The sequence below is a fragment of the Cupriavidus sp. DF5525 genome (genome assembly GCF_040149425.2).
Lineage (GTDB): Bacteria > Pseudomonadota > Gammaproteobacteria > Burkholderiales > Burkholderiaceae > Cupriavidus > Cupriavidus pickettii_A.
Map to the genome: position 1 here is coordinate 2,685,500 of NZ_CP168265.1, position 16,868 is coordinate 2,702,367.

The window sequence follows — 16,868 nt, forward strand, 5'->3', positions numbered from 1 at the left end:
TGAGGGCAGGCGTTGGCAACAACACCGAAGCGCGTTACTTCGTTGACGCTCCAGCCCTCACCCCTCTCCCACTTCGCGAGAGGGGGAAAAAAACACTCGCAGCTATCAGGCCCTTGCTACCGCACGAGGCGCCACCATGTTCTCCGGGCGCAAGATTTCGGCCAGAAGCTCACTACTGATGAGCCGCTCGGATTGCACTAGCTCCACGACGGTGCGACCAGTCTCCTGTGCTAGCCTTGCGATCCGCGTAGCATTCTCATATCCGATGTACGGATTGAGCGCTGTCACAATACCAATCGACCGCTGAACCAGCGCGGAACACCGATCCGGGTTCGCGGTAATGCCCGCGATGCACTCGCGGTCCAGCATACGCACCGCCCGATCGAGTAGCCGGATGGAGTCAAAAAGCTTATATGCAATGAGGGGTTCCATGGCATTAAGTTGCAACTGACCGGCCTCGGCGGCCAGGGTCAGCGCCGCATCGTTGCCTGCGATTTCATAGGCCACCTGGTTCACCGCTTCTGGAATAACCGGATTGACTTTTCCGGGCATGATCGAGCTACCAGGCTGGCGCGGAGGAAGGTTGAGTTCCCCAAGGCCAGCCCGGGGACCGCTCGACAGCAAGCGCAAGTCATTGCTGATTTTCGAGAGCCGCAGGGCGGTCTTCTTGATCAGGCCTGAAAGCAGTACGAAGTCGCCCATGTCCGATGTTGCCGCAATGAGGTTGGCTGCGGAACGAATCGGGAAGCCGGAGAGCGCCGCCAGTTCCTCGATGGCGATCGCCTGATAGCGCGGGTCTGCGTTGATGCCAGTGCCGATCGCCGTACCACCGAGATTAACGGCGCACAGCGCAGCGGGGATGAGCGTGTGAAGCTGCTCGAGGTCCGCGGATACGGTGTCAGCCATGGCCCGGAACTCCTGTCCAAGCGTCATGGGAACCGCATCCTGGAGCTGGGTGCGGCCCATCTTCAGGATGGTGTCGAACTGCTCCGCCTTGCTCGCCAGGGTCGTGGCGAGGTGGCTGAGGCTCTCCAATAGCGGGAGATGGGCAAGCAGCAGCCCCACGCGGATGGCGCTCGGATACGCATCATTCGTCGATTGCGACATATTGATGTCGTTGTTGGGATGGAGGTGCCTGTAATCGCCTTTTTCTTGTCCCAGGTGTTCCAGTGCACGGTTGGCGAGCACTTCATTGACATTCATGTTCGAGGAGGTGCCAGCGCCGCCCTGAATCATGTCAACGACAAACTCGTCATGTAAGGCACCGTCGATGACTTCCGCGCACGCCTTTGCAATGGCCGCATGCTTGGCCGCATCCAGCAGGCCGATCCGGTAATTGGCATTGGCGGCCGCATGCTTGACAAGGGCCAGTGCCTTGACAAATTCTGCGTACTCGCCAATGCGGCGGCCGGAGAGATGAAAATTCTCCTTTGCTCGCAGCGTTTGAACGCCGTAGTACAAAGTGTTATCGAGATTTCTGACGCCCAGGAAGTCCTTTTCCTGGCGAGTGGATTGAAGTGCGGTCATAGTATGGCTGGAGTGCTGATCTGTTGAATTACGGCGCGGCCACCAGCGCCCGCCGGGCGACTTCGCAGAACCAGCGCACGCCCAACGGCAGCGCATCGTCGTTGAAGTCGTAGCAAGGGTGGTGCAGTGGACGCTCGCCGTCGGGCCCCGGTTCGGCACGGCCCTGGCCCAGCCAGAGATAAGCGCCGGGCTTGCGCTGCAGCATGAAGGCGAAGTCCTCCGAGGTGAAGGCGGCACGCGGAGCGATCTGTGCCTGCAAACCGATGGCGCGTGCCGCGTCCAGGGCCAGCGCCGCCTCGGGCGGCGTATTCACGGTGGCCGGATAGTAGCGGACGTAGTTGACTTCAACCTGCGTGCCGCTCCCCCGCGCCACGCCCTCGGCCATGGCACGCAGCGCGCTCTCGATGCGGTCCTGCGACGCGGCATCGAAGCTGCGCACCGTGCCGGTAATCTGCACTTCGGCCGGCAGCACGTTGTGGCTGTGCCCGCCCTCGATACGCGTGACCGACAGCACGGCCGATTCAGCGGGGTCGATGCAGCGCGCCACGATGGTGTGCAATTGCGACACCAGTTGGCTGGCGGCAAGAATGGCGTCGGGGGTGTGGTGCGGTTGCGCGGCATGTCCGCCGCGCCCGCGCAGCACGATGTCGAACCGGTCGGCAGCCGCCATGATGGCGCCTGGGCGCGTCTGCGCGTGGCCCAGCGGCAGGTCGGGCCAGTTATGCAGCGCATAGACGCTGTCGCAGCGAAAGCGCTCGAACAGGCCGTCTTCGATCATCCGGCCCGCGCCACCCTGCCCTTCCTCGGCCGGCTGGAAGATGAAGTGCACCGTACCGTCGACGCCGGTGCGCGCGAGCTGGCGCGCGGCGCCGACGAGCATGCTGGTGTGGCCGTCGTGCCCGCAGCCGTGGTGCTTGCCGGGCGCGCGGCTGGCATGGGCCGCACGGCCAAGTTCCATCATAGGTAGCGCGTCCATATCTGCGCGCAGGCCCACGGTCCGCTTGCCCTGGCCGCCGCGCAGCGTGCCCACCACACCGGTGCCGCCAATGCCCTCTTGCACCGTAAGACCAAGCAGGCGCAACGACTGCGCCACGATGCCTGCCGTGCGATGTTCCTCGTAGGCCAGTTCAGGATTGGCATGGAGGTCGCGGCGCAGCGCGACCAGGTCCGGCAGCAGATCGGCCACCGGTTCGGCGATCATGCTCCAGGTCACAGGCCGGCCTCCGCAGCATCAGCGAGTTGCGCCAGCGTGTGAAAGTGATAGTCCGTAGTAGGGACTTTGAAATCCCGAAGGGCCATGAGAACGCTCCTGAAAGGTTGGATGCCAAGAAGACACAGCACAGCGGCGCAGTCATGCTGCGTAACCCAAGCTTAAGAGCAGTCGCACCGACGATGGTACCGATCGCAGCGCACCGCACCGCAGTGAATTGCGTTTTGCCGCACCGTACGAGCAGATTGTTGGGCGCCTCAAATGGATCGCTTGTTGGCGTCGAAGCGTCGCGCCTGTTCATGGGTATGGATATCGCCTATTCGAACCTGGCGACGAATCCGTACGCGATTGATATCTACGAGCCGGTGTACGGGCAAGCGAAACCGCCGGTATCGCCAAACATACCGACGCGTGAAAACCAGCGTAATGTCGGCGCCTATCTTCAGGATGAGGTTTCGCTTGGAGAGCGATGGAAGCTGCTGGCAGGCGTCCGGTTCGACAACTACCACCAGTCGGTCGATAACCTCCTCACCGGGAGGTCGACCAACCAAAGCCAGACAGCCGTTTCGCCAAGAATCGGGCTGACGTGGTTGCCGACCGCCCAGCTCTCGGCGTACCTGTCCCTTGGCAAGTCTTTCCGCCCCAACAGCAGCGTGGACGAAGCTGGCAATGCGTTCGATCCTCAGCATGCACGCGCCGTCGAGGCGGGCCTGAAGTGGCAGTCCAGCGACGCGCGACTGGGAGCGACACTTGCGGCATTCGATATCCGCAAGAACAACGTCCTGACGCGCAGCCCCACCAACCCCAACTTCAACGTCGCCGCCGGCGAAGCCACGAGCCGCGGGCTGGAGGTGGACGCATTCGCGCAGCTCGATCAGCATTGGCGCATCAGCACCAGCTTCGCCCTGGCCAACGCCAAAGTCACCGAGGACAACTTCATTGCGCCCGGCACCCGCCTGACCAACATCCTCAAAGGTCAGCGCCAGTCTGCTGGCGATTCGGGAAGATGCCATGCCTTGGTCCGGCGGACGCTATGGCGTCGGCACGGGTATCGTCTATGTGGGATCGCGCTCGGGCAACGCCACTGATACGTACTCGCTACCCGCCTACGCCACCGTGAAGCTGATTACTTACTGGCAGATCGATCGCCGCACGCGCGTCTTCATGGACGTCCATAACGCGTTCAACAAGAACTACTATCCTGCGTCGTGGGGCAACCTTGCGGTCATTCCGGGACTCGGCCGGCAATTTGTCGCCGGACTGCGATATCAGTTCTGATTTCGGACCGATGCCATCGGCAAAGGATGGCCCGGTGCCAGCATGCAAGCATGCCAATGCACCGGAACGCTCGGACTGGCGCCTTCAGCCAATCTGGAATCCGGAGCGCAGGTTCCCGTCGCTGTTTGAGCCGGTGCATGGCTCTGCGCCCGACATCTATGGGAAGAATCTGGCGAACCCCATCGGGATGATCTGGTCAGGCGCCATGATGCTCGATTTCCTCGACACGGATGGCGATGCAGGGCGGAAGGCGCACGATGCCATTCTTGCCGCCATTCAGCATGTGCTGGTTCACGGCCCGCGCAGCGCCGACCTCGGCGGCAACGCGTCGACAACGGAACTGGGCATGGCCATCGCTGCCGAAGTGGAAAACGCCGGGCTGTGAAGCCAAGGGTAACCGTTGCGTTTCAGTGGCCCCGGCGGCCACGCTTCCGAGTCCTTCGGCATCAGGACAAAATCTCTTGCAGCTCTTTTGCCTGACGCCAATCCACGGAATCAAGCCCCTCCCTGAAGAGGCCTTGTATCTCGGCAAGCATCTGCCGCGCTGCACGGTTCCTGCCCTGGCTGTGCCAAAGCCGGGCCAGGCTCAGCGCGCACCGGAACTCGATCGACCTGGCCCCTTCGTCCCGGGCGAGGGCAATCGCTTTCCGAAAACACGCTTCCGCTTCCTTGTCCTCCGCCGTCATCAGCAGCAGCTCTCCTTTAAGCCGAATCAGTGTCGGTTCATCGAACCGCTCGCCGGTGCAGCTTACCAGTGTCAGCGCCTCGCTCAGCACGCGAAGTGCCGCCTCGCCTTGTCCGGCCCTTCCATAAGCATCGGCTAGCAGTCCCAGAAGCGAGGGCCGCCCGAGTACCGCTCCGGTGGCTTCGAGAGCGCGGAAGCCTTGCCGCATTTGGGCGATACCGTCCTCATGGGAACCGTGTTCGGCGAGCGCCCAGCCGCGGAGGATCGTTCCCCACGCCAGATAGAGCTGGAACCCATGGTCATTCGACAGTGCGATCGCTGCGTCTGCACACTCCAGTGCCCGTTGCACGTCGCACCGGCGCTGATGCAATTCGGCCGCGAAAATCAGGCTCAGCGCCAGGCCGAACGGATCGGAGGCCTTCCTGGCCAGGTCCATTGCCTCCTCACTTCGGGTGCAGGCCTGGTCCGCCAGGCCCAGATACCAAAGAATCCAGCTCAAGGTGCTGCGCATATGAACGGCCGGGTTTCGCGCATAACGCAGCAGATGTCCGTATGACTGCCGATCGGGGCGGTGCAGTGTCAGCGCCTCTTCCATGTGGGTGCGGGCCATGCTTATCTTCCCCTGGCGGAACAGCGTGACTCCCAGAACGCGGTGCGCCTCCGCGAGCTGTTCCGGTTCCTGCGTGTCCTGCGCGAGACCGTGCAGCCGCTCTGCCAGAGCCTGTGCCGTTTGGAGCTGTCCCCGCAACAGGTAAAAAGACCACATCCCCAACTGCGCGGAGAACACCTGTGGTGTTTCCCCGCCCTGTTCGCACAAGGCTAATGCACGTGTGTAGATCGTCTGCACCTCCGGCGCTCCGTGACCTCGAGCAGTGATGCAGGCAATGCCAAGGCTCAGCAGCAGGCTGAGTTCCTGGCGTGCGCGTTCGGGAGTGTCAGGCAACGACTTGAGGAACTCGAGAGCTGCGCTGAGATGACGGATCGCTTCGAGATGAGCCGACTGCTGCAAGGCCTGCTGGCCCGCCAGGTGCAGATATTCGATTGCCTTCCGGGTATTTCCGCTCTTGCTGTAATGGTGAGCCAACTCGCTACAGTAGTCCCTCAGCCGGCCTGGAAACAGTATCTCAATGGCCCGGGCCGTGCGTTCATGCAGCACACTGCGCCGGTCAGTCAGCAGCGAATTCGCGGCTACCTCCTGGGTAAGCGCGTGCTTGAACGCGTACTCCACTTCGGGGAATGCGGGACGCTCATAGATGAAATCGCCGGCCTGCAGGTCGCCCAGAAGCGAGCGCAGTTCATCATCCGGCAGTGCGGTGACATGTTGGATCAGACTTAAGGGAAACTCTTTGCCGATGATCGCGAGCGTCTGCAGCAACTCCTTCTGCGCGACAGCAAGCCGGTCCATGCGCGCTGCGAGCACCCCCTGCACAGTGGTCGGAATATGAAGTGAAACCAGGCCCTTCTCGACATGGAAGCTGCCCGGCTGGCCAAGCAAGACGTTTTCTTCGGCCAGCGTCGTGACGACTTCTTCCATAAAAAATGGGTTGCCCTCCGTCTTCGCCAGGATTTGCAGTTTCAGCGGCTCGAGCGAGAGATGCTCACCCAGCAGTGCCGTGAGGAGGCCCCGTGCCTCCCCTTGCCCCAGTGGTTCCAGATGCAATCGGGTGTAATAGGGCTTCCGGCCCCAGTCATGGGCGTATTCGGGACGGTAGTTGACAAGCAGAAGCATTCTCGCGCCCGACACATGTTCGATGAGGAGTTTGAGAAAGGTCTCCGTCTCACTGTCCAGCCATTGCAAGTCGTCGAACAGCACCATCAGCGGCTGATTCTGGCTCTCGCGCACCAGCAGCCTGGCAATGGCTTCGAACGTGCGCTGGCGCCGAAGGAAGGCGTCCATCGCGGGCAATGCCGAGCCCGGTTCGCTGATACCCAGCAGATAGAGCAGATAAGGAAGTTGGTCCTCCAGCGTACGATCCAGAGTGAGCAGCCTGCCGGTGACCTTCTCGCGATTCAGCCGTTCGTCATCCTGCGCGGTGATCTGAAAGTAGTTTCTCAACAGATCGATCAACGGCAGATAGGGAAACGCCTTGCCATGCGAAACCGAGAAGGTTTCGAGCACCTTGTATCCCTGCTGCGAGCGTGCCTTGAACTCGTGAAACAAGCGCGACTTGCCAACGCCCGCCTCGCCGACCACGCCGATGATCCGCCCATGCCCAGCCTTGGCCGACTCCAGCGCCTCGTGCAGGCACCCCAGTTCGGGCTGCCGGCCGACAAACCGCGCCAGCCCGCGATGCGCCGCCACTTGCAGGCGTGTGCGCAACACGCCGGGGCCAAGCACCTCATACACCGAAAGCGGATCCCGGAGGCCCTTTACGCGCGTAATCCCCAGGGCTCTGAATTCGAAGTACCCCTCGGTGAGCTTGTGGGTCGATTCGCTGACGAGGATCGACGACGGTGTCGCGACGCCTTCCATCCGGGAGGCGATATGGATTGTGTGCCCCACCGGATCGTAGTCCGTGCGCAGGTCATCCTTGCGAATCGAGCGCACCACGACTTCGCCGGTATGCACGCCAACCCGGACCTGCAGCGGGATACCCATCTCCAGGCGGACCCGGTCACCATGGCGGCGCATCGCTTCCTGCATGCGCAGCGCTGCGTACAACGCCCTCAGAGCGTGATCCTCGTGCGCAATCGGCGCACCGAACAGCGCCAGGATGCCATCACCCAGGCATTTGGCGACGTAGCCCTCATAGTGGTGAACGGCCTCCATCATCAGCGCCACCACGGGGTCGATCAGCCCGCGCGCCTCTTCCGGGTCGAGGTCCTGGATCAGGGCCGTCGAGCCGGCCATGTCCGCAAACAGCGCGGTTATGGTCTTGCGTTCGCCGGCAGCCTGTCCCCTGGCTTCCATCGCCGCATGCTCGGCAAGAATGCGCTCGGCGAGACGGGAGGGCGTGTAGTGAACCGGTGCAGGAACGACGGGCGTTGCGGCTGCGGCCGGCCTCGTAAGCAGTACGCCGCACGCGCCACAGAATTTTGCGGTCGGACCTGACTCGTAGCCGCATTGCGCGCAGATCTGCACAAGGCGTTCCCCACACTCCTCGCAGAATTTTCCTCCCGCAGGGTTGTCGAACCCGCACTTGCTGCAGCGCATATCACCCTCTGACAGTTACTGCCTGTCAATAGCCCATTAGAGGCGCAAGGATCGCGACGCGCAAGAGATAGGCGGCGCGCTTGCCACCTTGCCACGGGGGCAGGGTCTGGTGAGAGGGCCTGGAGCCGGGAGTGAACAGAGTCATCATGTATCATCCCGCTTCCGCTGACTATTCGGTCCTACGGGCCAGAACGAAGGAAGTCAGGTTCGCGTCACTCGTGGCGTCGGACTGAGAGGCTGTTCCGTTCCGTGGTGGTAGGCGATGTAATCAACAGTTCTCCTACATCACTACCCCAGGTGGTCTTGGCTGCCCCGGGGCTCTTCGGCAGCTCGTAACAGCTAGCAAGAACAGACCCCATCGGAACGCTGTGCCGACATTGCCGAGCGCGGCCTGATGCTGACCGGCGATGGCGCGCAGCCGCGTGACCTGGATCGCCTCCTGGCCGGGGAAACCAGCCTACCCAATGCTGGTGGCCGAAGATCCGTTGACCTGCGCAGTGCGGGGCGCCGCCATGGCGCCCAAACGCATTGACAAGCTCGGCAGCTTCTTTCTCGTACGAGTAATGACTACGCCGCAATGCGCCGAGCACGTACTGCTTGATCGCGAAGTGCTGTCGAATCGGTCCGACGCACGGACATGAATAGCCTTCGATCTGAAATTCGGATTTAAATCAATAGAAATCAATATGGATGTGAAATTTATTTACCCTTTGCATGGCCGTCCCTCCAGGGGATTGGTGCTCTTGACCGCTCTTTCGATGGCGCTGGCCGGTTGCGGCGGCGGCGACTCTTCAGAATCCACCGCGGCGCCTGCCGGTTCAACCGCAACGCATCAGCTTGCCAACGCAAATCAATCCGGATTCGATGTCCTCGCGAATTTGGACGCATTGAAGATTACCACCGGACCCTTTGCCGGGGCCTATCAGGTTGGCGCCGGAAGCCATTGGCTGAATTGGTACTTCGCAAATATTGGCTTGTTCGCATTCATCAAGGACCGCCCGAACGAGGTGCGGACTTACATGGATTTGTACATCAAGAACGTCAATCCCGCGAACCACACCATCAACGACATTAAATTTGCCGGTGATTTTAATTCGCCAATCCAGTGCCCCGCCGACTCTAACGATTCGTATGCGTCGACCTTCCTGTCGCTGGCGGCAGAGTATATGCGAGTGACGGGCGACGTCGCATGGTTTCGGAATAACCTGCCGCAGCTGAAAGCCATCGCCTACGCCAATCTGGCCGTTCCACAAAAGCCGGATGGCCTGATTTCGGTTTTCCGGCAAGACTACACGCCACCGACCCATCCGACTTATTGTGCGAGCTTTACGTCATCCAGCATTGCTTACACAGAGGACAATACGGAAAATTACCGGGGACTGGTGGACTTTGCCAATGCGCTCAATGCACTCGGCGATGCGGACTCGGGCTATTACAACCAGATTGCCGCATCGGTAGCCGTCGGCATTCAGGGGCGATCCAATGGCGCGGCCCTTACTGTCGCGGATTCCGAGAACACGATCAATCCGAATTTCTATCCCGGCACGGTCACGCAAGTTTTCCCGCAGCTTTATGAAGTCCCGCTATCGCCGGATACCCAGCGCCACTATGACAATGGCTATGCCTATTTGAACGCGCATGCGCCGGCCTGGTCCACGCAGATCGACCCAGGCGCAGGCTACCCATGGATGCTTTTGGGCTACGTGGCGGCGAAACGAGGCGATACGGCGCGCGCGCAGCAGCAGATGGCATTGCTGCGAGCCAATAGTGGCAAGGCGATCATCAACGAACTCGGCTTTTACAAACGCATTCTTAATGCAGGCGTTAGCGAAACGAGCTAGCGAACCGAGTTCGGCGCGCTGGAATGCACACGCCTACCCGCCGCAGACGCCGGACGCGGCATCGACCCTCGCTGTCGTCCGGCTTTCCACTACGCGTATTTATCGCCGACCGTACTACGGATCGGATGCGTATCGTAGACGATGACCATCCGCTCGATCAGTCCGTTCACGTCGAACTCGAACACGTCGACACATTCGAAGCGCACAGTCGATCCGTCTTTCAACATCCAGTCGTAGATAAAGTAACCGGTCGCACGTCGAGCTCCGGTCGTGCTCACACAGACGTCGATAGGCGTAATCGTGCTGCGGCCCGATGCTTCACTGACTTTGGCAAAGAATGGCGCAGGCGCCATCCAGCCGAGAAACGGCGAGTAGATCTGCGCATCCGGTGTAAACAACGCACAGATGGCAGCGACATCGCCGCGCTCCAACAACCCGAGGTAGGTGCGAACTTGCTGCGTGTATAGCGCTTCCGGTGGTGTGACCACAATAGTCCTCCGATCATTCGTTGAAAACGCAGACCGTCGGCAGCGTGGGCGAAAAGCTGCTGGTGTTCGCTGGCGACACGTCGCAAGAACGCCCTGGCACCTGCTGCACGATGGCGGCTTCACATATTAAGTGTTTCCATGAGGTCAGCCCAGCGCGCAATACCCTCGCATTCGCGCCTCCTGCGCCATCGCCGCAATTGGCAGATAGTGGGCCACGGTGCTTGGCACGATGTCTTCCAGGCGCAGCCGGGAGCGCAGGCCCGCGTCATCGCGCAATACCTCCCGCATTGCCACCCTCAGCTGCGTCACCAGCGAAGCACCAACCCGGCGTGAGGCGATAAACGGCAGCCCGGCGACCGCCTGCGTCGATCCGATCTGCCGGAGCCCAGCCACCAGCGCCGGGAAGTGTTCGGCGGCAAACGCCAGCGTCACGCAATCGATGGCTGCCACATCCGCCTCGCCATTGGCGACGGCGGCCAGCGACCCGAGATGCGAACCCGTGTGCAGGATTGCCCCGAAAAACCGGCCCGCCTGCGCGAGCGGCGCTACGGCATGGCGCAGCGCATTCATGCCGCTATGCGAGTCGGAGCTGTTGCAGGCAGCGCGTGCTCCTCTGCATGCGGCCAGCGTAGCGGGACCATCATTCGCGCGAACGACGATCGCGCTGCTATATGTCCCCCGGTCGCAACCCGGCACCGCAAACCGGGGCGTGCCGATCAGCCGCACATGCGGTGCGAGCCCGTGCACCAGCGGATAGCCACACGTATGCGACAGCAGTACATCCTCGCGCCGCCAGAACGCGTGCAGCGCGTCTGGCTCCTCCCCCGGGTCCACCGCCGTCAGGATCAACTGTGCATTGGTACGCTGCAGCGTCTCGGCGACGCGATCGATCAGCGTGAGCCAGTCCGCTCGCAACGACGGCGAGACGTTATACATCGGTAGCGCCGCTACCCAGCGCTCAGGCTTCGCCATAAGGATGCCGACCCGAGGGCCCATGGAACAACGGATGCGCAACCGGCGCCGCCGCACGCAATCCATACCGGACCAGCCATTCGCCATAGCCCCGGACGATAAAGCCGTCATTGCGCGCGAGGTAGTCATCGGCGCGGCGGCGATAGACCCAGGCCAGCGCGAACCACGGCACCGACGGAAGATCGTGGTGAACCAGGTGGTAATTGTTGTTGAGGAACAGCAGGCGCCACGCCAGCCCAGCGTCATTGATCACGCTGCGTGCCGCATGCGAGTCGGTGGCGCGATGCTCGTGGAAGGAACGGATCGCCGACAGCGACAGCGCCGGATAGGCTACGCCCGCAAGCATCAGCCACGCCGGCATGCCGCAGGACGTTTGCAGCCATGCAAGCAGCCAGGCCAGCGCCAGCAGGTGGGCCAGCCACATCGGCAGGTCGCGCCAGTCCCCGGCCCGCAGCCTGGTCCAGGCATCGGCAGCAATGGCGAAGATCGAGAAAGCCGGTTGCAGCAGCACCCGCCCCGCCAACGTATTGCGGGCCGCATATAGCCTGCGCATCGCGGGTCCCGTGGCATGCCAGTCCACCGCGTACAGGAAATAGCTTTCGGGATCGCTGGCCGGATGCGTCAGCTCGGCGTCGTGGTGCTGCAGGTGCGAGCGACGGTACAGGCCATATGGCAGCCAGACCCCGAGCGGCGCAGCGCCAAGCAGCGCATTGAGCCACGGCAGGCGCGTCGGATGGCCATGCAGCAGTTCGTGTTGCAATGACAGGTACCATGTGGTGCACAGTGTCAGCAGCACGCATGCCAGCGGCAATCCAAGGCGGCTCGCATTCGCGGCCACGCCAAACCAGGCGGCATACACCGCAGCGATAAGCAGCCACGTCGGCAGTTCGCTGCGCCACAACCAGTGACGGGCAGCGTGCGCGAGCTCCGCGCGCTGTCGTTCGTCGAGATAGTTGGCCATCGGTCCGGGATTGCGCTGTGAAACGAAGGCACAGCATACGGGCGCCGTGCGCGCAGCCGGAACGAAGGATTGCCGATAACGATATGACCCGCCGGGCGGGCAGCGCACATCGCGTGCGCGAACGCATCAGGTCAGATGGAATCTTTCTTTGGCGTGATGAGAGGGGGGCTTCCCTCCCCTCGCCACAACTCAGACCACCAGATCCGGCCCCGGCGTTGGCCTGCGCTCCAGCAACGCCGCCAGTTTGCGCAATGCCTGTGACAGCTGCGCACGGTCTTCGACGCCGCCGAGCGAGATACGGATCGCGTTCGGCGGACCAGGCCCGTCCCAGAATGCGTCAGAAGGCGTGACCCGCAAATCCTCCGCCAGCGCTGCCTTGGTGAGCTGATGCGTTGACCAGTGGTCCGGCAGGCGGTGCCATGCGTGGATCGCGCTCGGGGGCAGTTGCCCGATCCCGCTCAGCCATCGCCTGGCCAGTTCACATCGCGCGAAGGCCTCGGTGCGGATGCCGTCGAGCAATTGCATCGCCGAGCCGTCGTGCATCCATTGCGTCGCCAGGGCCGCCGTCATGGGTGCGGCCATCAGGGCAAAAGCGCGCAGTGCCGCGAGCAGGTCGTCGCCACCGCGGCCTTCCGGCAGCAGGACATAGGCGGTCCGCAATCCGGGGCTGAGCGTCTTGGACAGTGTCGATACGTAGTAGGTCCGTGCGGGCGCAAACTGCGCCAGCGGCGCAGGCGCGGCGGGCGTCAGCAGCCAGTAGGGATCGTCCTCCAGCAGGGTGATGTCGCATCGCGCGGCAGCGCGGGCGATTTCCTCCCTGCGCGAGGCCGGCATGGTATGCGTGGTCGGGTTCTGCGTCGTGGGGTTCAGGTAGGCCAGCGTCGCACCGTCGGCGCTGGCCGCTTCGAGCGCGCCAGGCAGCATCCCGTCTGCATCGCATTTCGCCGTGATGACGCGCCGCCCGAGCCGGGCCGCAGCCGCGCGAATGCCTGGATAAGCCAGTGGCTCGGTCACGATCGCATCACCAGGCCGGGTCCGGGTCAGGATCAGGGCGGCCAGGGCGGCCTGCGCACCGGGGCAGACTACCAGCCGCGACGTATCGGTGTGCCCGAAGATCTGACCGAGCCAGAGCGCACCCGCCGCCCGGTCGGAAGCGCTGCCGCCGCCAAGCTGGTAGGTCATCAGCAGATGCGGGTCACTGCGCAACAAGACCTGCGACAGGCCGCGCCGCAACAGGTCCTGGAAGTCCAGCCCGGCTGGTGGCGGCGGCACGTTCATGCTCATGTCCACCACCCTGGCCAGTTCGGCGCGCGGGGCGGCAATGAAGGTGCCAAGCGCCCCCCTGGCATCGATCAGGTGCCGCCGCTTGGCCTCGGTATAGGCGCGCGTCACGGTGGTGAGATCGACACCTAGCGCCTTGGCGAGACTGCGTTGCGGCGGCACGCGGTCTCCGGCGACGAGCCGCCCCTCCCCGATGGCCCGCTCGATGAACTCGACGATCTGCACGTACCGGGCACCGGCCCCACGCGTGATCCTTAAATCCCATTTTGTGTCGGAATCCGCCTCTTGCATGGCTTCCATGGAGAAAAATGTCCTCGATGTATGGGTTTTGTCTTCCGCTAGCATGCCAGACATCATCACGGTAATCCATACAACCTTCCCCTCACGCCGGCGTGACCGTCGCGCAGCGGGTACGGGCTGATGCCGACACGGCAGGCGCTTGCGCCGGACGACAAGGTTCGACGGATACCGCAGTGATGCGTAACCAAGGTGTCCGAAATGCTCAAACCTCCCGCCGGGCCGGCAGACAAGAACCGACATGGCCCGTTCCCCCTTACGTCCCCGCAATCGCCCCCTCGCTTCGCCACGCTTGCCCTGGCCGCTGCCGGCAGCGCGCTGCTGGCTGGCTGCGACCTGGAATTGCTCTCGCCCAAAGGCAGCGTCGGCGAACAGGAGAAGTCGCTGATCCTGATCGCCCTGTTCGTGATGCTGATGGTCGTGATCCCGGTGATCGTCCTGACGCTGTGGTTCGCCTGGCGCTACCGCGAGACCAACACGCGCGCCACCTACGCCCCGAAATGGGCGCACTCCACCAGGATCGAGATCGTGGTCTGGGGCATCCCCTGCGTGATCGTGGCCTGCCTGGCCGTGCTGATCTGGGACTCGACGCACAAGCTCGATCCTTTCCGGCCGCTGCAGTCGGAGGTCAAGCCGATCCAGGTCGATGTGATCGCGCTTAACTGGAAGTGGCTGTTCATTTATCCCGAGTACGGCGTCGCCTCGCTGAACCAGCTTGCGATCCCGGTCGGCACGCCGGTCAATTTCCGGCTGACCTCGGAATCGATGATGAACTCGTTCTTCATTCCGCAACTGGGCAGCATGGTCTACGCCATGGCGGGGATGCAGACACGCCTGCACCTGATTGCCGACACGCCAGGCGTCTATCTCGGGCAGTCTGCCGCCTACAGCGGCCCAGGCTTCTCGGACATGCATTTCAAGACCCTGGCCACCTCGCGCGAGGAATTCGACGCCTGGATCCGCGCCGCCAGGGCTTCGTCCCAGGCGCTCGACCTCAAGACCTACCGCTCGCTGGAACTGCCCAGCAGCAAGGACCCGGTCACGCTGTACGCCTCCGTCGCGCCGAAGCTGTTCGACCAGGTCGCCGACAAATACATGATGGCAAACGGCCAGGTCTGCCGCGCGGACGCCCCCGAATCTCTGCAGGCCTTCCAGCGCGTCCCGTCGGCGCCCGTGGGCCGCATGGAGCAATAACATGCTTGGAAAACTCAACCTCGACGCCATCCCGCTGCATGAGCCAATCATCATGGGGACCCTGGCCGTCGTGATCGTGCTGGGCGCCGCACTGATGGGCGCCATCACGTACTACGGCAAGTGGAAGACCCTGTGGAGCGACTGGATCTGCTCCGTCGACCACAAGAAGGTCGGCGTGATGTACATCATCCTGGCGCTGGTGATGCTACTGCGCGGCTTTGCCGACGCCATCATGATGCGCGCCCAGCAGGCGATCGCCTATGGCGATGCCGCGGGCTACCTGCCGCCGCACCACTACGACCAGATCTTCACGGCGCACGGCGTGATCATGATCTTCTTTGTCGCGACGCCGCTGGTGCTCGGGCTGATGAACGTGATCGTGCCGCTGCAGATCGGCGCGCGCGACGTCGCCTTCCCGTTCGTCAATTCCCTGAGCTTCTGGATGTCGGCAATGGGCGCGGTGCTGGTGATGATGTCGATGTTCGTCGGCGACTTCGCGGCCACCGGGTGGGTCGCCTACCCGCCGTTGTCCGAGCTCGGCTACAGCCCCACGCCAGGCGTTGACTACTACATCTGGTCACTGCAGATATCCGGGCTTGGCACCACGCTGACGGGCATCAACTTCATCGTCACGATCCTGCGCATGCGCGCACCGGGCCTGAACCTGATGAAGATGCCGGTCTTCACCTGGACCGCCCTGATCACCAACATCCTGATCGTGGCGATCTTCCCGGTACTGACCGCCACGCTCGCCCTGCTCACCGCCGACCGCTACCTCGGCATGCATTTCTTCACCAACGAGCTCGGCGGCAACGCCATGATGTACGTGAACCTGATCTGGATCTGGGGCCACCCGGAGGTCTACGTGCTGATCCTGCCGGCGTTCGGCGCCTTCTCCGAGATCATCGCCACGTTCTCGCGCAAGCCCCTGTTCGGCTACAAGTCGATGGTGTACGCGACCTCCTCGATCGGCGTGCTGTCGTTCTTCGTCTGGCTGCACCACTTCTTCACCATGGGGTCGGGGGCGAACGTCAATGCCTTCTTCGGCATCATGACCTCGATCATCTCGATCCCCACCGGCGTGAAGCTCTTCAACTGGCTGTTCACCATGTACCGGGGACGGATCCGCTTCCATACCTCGACCATGTGGACCATCGGCTTTATGGTGACGTTCGCGGTCGGTGGCATGACCGGCGTGCTGCTCGCCATTCCGGGCGCCGACTTTGTCCTGCACAACAGCCTGTTCCTGGTCGCGCACTTCCATAACGTGATCATCGGCGGCGTGCTCTTCGGCTGCCTGGCCGCGATCAGCTTCTGGTTCCCGAAGGTGTTCGGTTTCAAGCTCAATGAGTTCTGGGGCAAGGTGTCGTTCTGGTGCTGGCTGACCGGCTTCTTCCTGGCCTTCATGCCGCTCTACGTGCTCGGCTTCAAGGGCATGACCCGCCGGATGAACCACTATGCCAACGTCGACTGGCATCCCTACCTGGTGGTGGCGCTGGTGGGCGCCTTCGTCATCGGCGCAGGCATCCTGGCGATGATGGTGCAGTTCGCGGTCAGTATCCGCGACCGCAAGCAGAACCAGGACCTGACCGGCGACCCGTGGGATGGCCGCAGCCTGGAATGGTCGACGGCATCGCCCGCGCCGTTCTACAACTTCGCCCATGTGCCGCAGATCACGTCGCTGGAACAGCACTGGGATGACAAGGAAGCCGGGCGCGCGTGGCGCCAGCCCGCCCGCTACGAAGACATCCACATGCCTCGCAACACCTCGGCAGGCTTCATCGTGTCGGCGTTCGGGCTGCTGTGCTGCTTCGCGCTGGTCTGGCACATGTGGCTGGTTGCCGTTGTCGGCCTGGTCGGCGCCATCGCGACCTTCGTCGTGCGCAGCTATGACCGCGACGTGGACTATTACGTGCCGGCCGCCGAAGTCGAGCGCATCGAGCGCGCGCGCTATGCACAACTGCAGGAAGCTGCCTGACC

Annotated in this window: 12 protein-coding genes and 2 pseudogenes; 7 read left to right on the forward strand and 7 right to left on the reverse strand. The window is 62.8% G+C overall.

Annotated elements, in window-relative coordinates; genetic code table 11:
* Positions 1-105: 105 nt before the first annotated feature.
* Complete coding sequence (locus ABNX08_RS12510; RefSeq protein ID WP_349609259.1) at positions 106-1,527, reverse strand: aspartate ammonia-lyase; 1,422 nt, start codon at positions 1,525-1,527, stop codon at positions 106-108.
* A 28-nt stretch (positions 1,528-1,555) separates the two neighbouring features.
* The gene (locus ABNX08_RS12515) at positions 1,556-2,740 is read right to left on the reverse strand and encodes an amidohydrolase (protein ID WP_022535569.1); all 1,185 of its coding nucleotides are present in this window, start codon (positions 2,738-2,740) and stop codon (positions 1,556-1,558) included.
* A 104-nt stretch (positions 2,741-2,844) separates the two neighbouring features.
* Here ABNX08_RS12515 and ABNX08_RS12520 point away from each other — a divergent pair, with 104 nt between their 5' ends.
* The 3 genes and pseudogenes from ABNX08_RS12520 to ABNX08_RS12530 form a co-directional block, all read left to right on the forward strand.
* On the forward strand, positions 2,845-3,825 hold the full coding sequence (locus ABNX08_RS12520; RefSeq protein ID WP_374063603.1) for a TonB-dependent siderophore receptor: 981 nt from the start codon (positions 2,845-2,847) through the stop codon (positions 3,823-3,825).
* A 28-nt stretch (positions 3,826-3,853) separates the two neighbouring features.
* Positions 3,854-4,015 (forward strand): hypothetical protein, encoded by a 162-nt coding sequence (locus ABNX08_RS12525; RefSeq protein WP_374063604.1) that lies wholly within the window; start codon positions 3,854-3,856, stop codon positions 4,013-4,015.
* A 60-nt stretch (positions 4,016-4,075) separates the two neighbouring features.
* A pseudogene (locus ABNX08_RS12530) lies at positions 4,076-4,400 on the forward strand (isocitrate/isopropylmalate family dehydrogenase); the annotation flags it as partial.
* A 61-nt stretch (positions 4,401-4,461) separates the two neighbouring features.
* Here ABNX08_RS12530 and ABNX08_RS12535 read toward each other — a convergent pair.
* Positions 4,462-7,854, reverse strand: coding sequence for an adenylate/guanylate cyclase domain-containing protein (locus ABNX08_RS12535; protein ID WP_022535574.1), 3,393 nt, complete (start codon positions 7,852-7,854; stop codon positions 4,462-4,464).
* A 346-nt stretch (positions 7,855-8,200) separates the two neighbouring features.
* Here ABNX08_RS12535 and ABNX08_RS12540 point away from each other — a divergent pair.
* Both ABNX08_RS12540 and ABNX08_RS12545 read left to right on the forward strand, forming a co-directional pair.
* Positions 8,201-8,405, forward strand: a pseudogene (locus tag ABNX08_RS12540) (rod shape-determining protein); the annotation flags it as partial.
* 135 nt (positions 8,406-8,540) lie between these two features.
* Positions 8,541-9,695, forward strand: coding sequence for a hypothetical protein (locus ABNX08_RS12545; protein WP_022535575.1), 1,155 nt, complete (start codon positions 8,541-8,543; stop codon positions 9,693-9,695).
* Positions 9,696-9,784: 89 nt separating this feature from the next.
* On the opposite strand, the gene ABNX08_RS12550 is transcribed toward ABNX08_RS12545, so the two are convergent.
* From ABNX08_RS12550 to ABNX08_RS12565, 4 genes are all read right to left on the reverse strand, one after another.
* Positions 9,785-10,183: a nuclear transport factor 2 family protein gene (locus tag ABNX08_RS12550; protein ID WP_022535576.1), complete on the reverse strand. Its 399-nt coding sequence runs from the start codon at positions 10,181-10,183 to the stop codon at positions 9,785-9,787.
* Between the two features lie 144 nt (positions 10,184-10,327).
* Complete coding sequence (locus ABNX08_RS12555) at positions 10,328-11,155, reverse strand: PhnD/SsuA/transferrin family substrate-binding protein (protein ID WP_041681087.1); 828 nt, start codon at positions 11,153-11,155, stop codon at positions 10,328-10,330.
* The gene (locus ABNX08_RS12560) at positions 11,142-12,116 is read right to left on the reverse strand and encodes a fatty acid desaturase (protein ID WP_349609256.1); all 975 of its coding nucleotides are present in this window, start codon (positions 12,114-12,116) and stop codon (positions 11,142-11,144) included. Before ABNX08_RS12560 ends, ABNX08_RS12555 begins: the two co-directional genes overlap by 14 nt.
* A 189-nt stretch (positions 12,117-12,305) precedes the next feature.
* The gene (locus ABNX08_RS12565; protein WP_041681088.1) at positions 12,306-13,697 is read right to left on the reverse strand and encodes a PLP-dependent aminotransferase family protein; all 1,392 of its coding nucleotides are present in this window, start codon (positions 13,695-13,697) and stop codon (positions 12,306-12,308) included.
* Between the two features lie 198 nt (positions 13,698-13,895).
* Between ABNX08_RS12565 and cyoA the strand changes: the two genes are divergently transcribed.
* Complete coding sequence (gene cyoA, locus ABNX08_RS12570) at positions 13,896-14,888, forward strand: ubiquinol oxidase subunit II (protein ID WP_022535580.1); 993 nt, start codon at positions 13,896-13,898, stop codon at positions 14,886-14,888.
* A gap of 1 nt (position 14,889) precedes the next feature.
* A complete protein-coding gene (gene cyoB, locus ABNX08_RS12575) occupies positions 14,890-16,866 on the forward strand; it encodes a cytochrome o ubiquinol oxidase subunit I (RefSeq protein WP_022535581.1) in 1,977 nt (658 codons plus the stop codon).
* Positions 16,867-16,868 lie beyond the last annotated feature (2 nt).

Coding starts and splice junctions, on each gene's coding strand:
- cyoA (WP_022535580.1), top strand. CDS start 13,896: ATGCTCAAACCTCCCGCCGGGCCGGCAGACAAGAACCGACATGGCCCG.
- ABNX08_RS12545 (WP_022535575.1), top strand. CDS start 8,541: ATGGATGTGAAATTTATTTACCCTTTGCATGGCCGTCCCTCCAGGGGA.
- ABNX08_RS12560 (WP_349609256.1), bottom strand. CDS start 12,116: ATGGCCAACTATCTCGACGAACGACAGCGCGCGGAGCTCGCGCACGCT.
- ABNX08_RS12535 (WP_022535574.1), bottom strand. CDS start 7,854: ATGCGCTGCAGCAAGTGCGGGTTCGACAACCCTGCGGGAGGAAAATTC.
- cyoB (WP_022535581.1), top strand. CDS start 14,890: ATGCTTGGAAAACTCAACCTCGACGCCATCCCGCTGCATGAGCCAATC.
- ABNX08_RS12510 (WP_349609259.1), bottom strand. CDS start 1,527: ATGACCGCACTTCAATCCACTCGCCAGGAAAAGGACTTCCTGGGCGTC.
- ABNX08_RS12565 (WP_041681088.1), bottom strand. CDS start 13,697: ATGGAAGCCATGCAAGAGGCGGATTCCGACACAAAATGGGATTTAAGG.
- ABNX08_RS12555 (WP_041681087.1), bottom strand. CDS start 11,155: ATGGCGAAGCCTGAGCGCTGGGTAGCGGCGCTACCGATGTATAACGTC.